1 protein-coding gene is annotated in these 518 nt (G+C 60.2%); it reads left to right on the top strand.

The features are described 5' to 3' along the window. Positions 1–518 (top strand): SDR family NAD(P)-dependent oxidoreductase (locus tag K1I67_RS09855; RefSeq protein ID WP_223339763.1); only part of this gene is annotated, 518 nt, incomplete at both ends.

Raw genomic sequence — 518 nt, 5'->3', positions numbered from 1 at the left:
CCCGCCGGTTTTGGTGAAAGTCTTCCTCGCCGTTTTACCGCTAACGGTCATAAAGTGATTGCCACCGGTCGTCGTGAAGAGCGCCTGAAGACGCTGAAAGACGAGCTGGGCGATAACCTTTATATCGCGCAACTTGACGTCCGCAACCGCGCCGCCATTGAGACGCTGATTGCTGACCTGCCGGCCGAGTGGCAGGCTATCGATGTGCTGGTGAACAACGCCGGCCTGGCGCTTGGTCTGGAGCCGGCGCACCGCGCCAGTGTGGAAGACTGGGAAGATATGATCGACACCAATAATAAAGGGCTGGTGTACATGACCCGCGCCGTGCTGCCGGGGATGGTGGAGCGCAATCGCGGCCATATCATCAATATCGGCTCTACGGCAGGCAGCTGGCCTTACGCCGGCGGAAACGTCTATGGGGCGACCAAAGCCTTTGTCCGTCAGTTTAGCCTCAATCTTCGTACCGACCTGCACGGCACCGCGGTGCGCGTGACCGACATCGAGCCGGGTCTGGTGGG

Origin of the sequence: Streptococcus infantis (genome assembly GCF_019929575.1) — a bacterium.
Taxonomy (GTDB): domain Bacteria; phylum Bacillota; class Bacilli; order Lactobacillales; family Streptococcaceae; genus Streptococcus; species Streptococcus infantis_L.
Note: the sequence above shows the minus strand (reverse complement) of the source record. Positions and strands in the feature narration are given on the sequence as shown.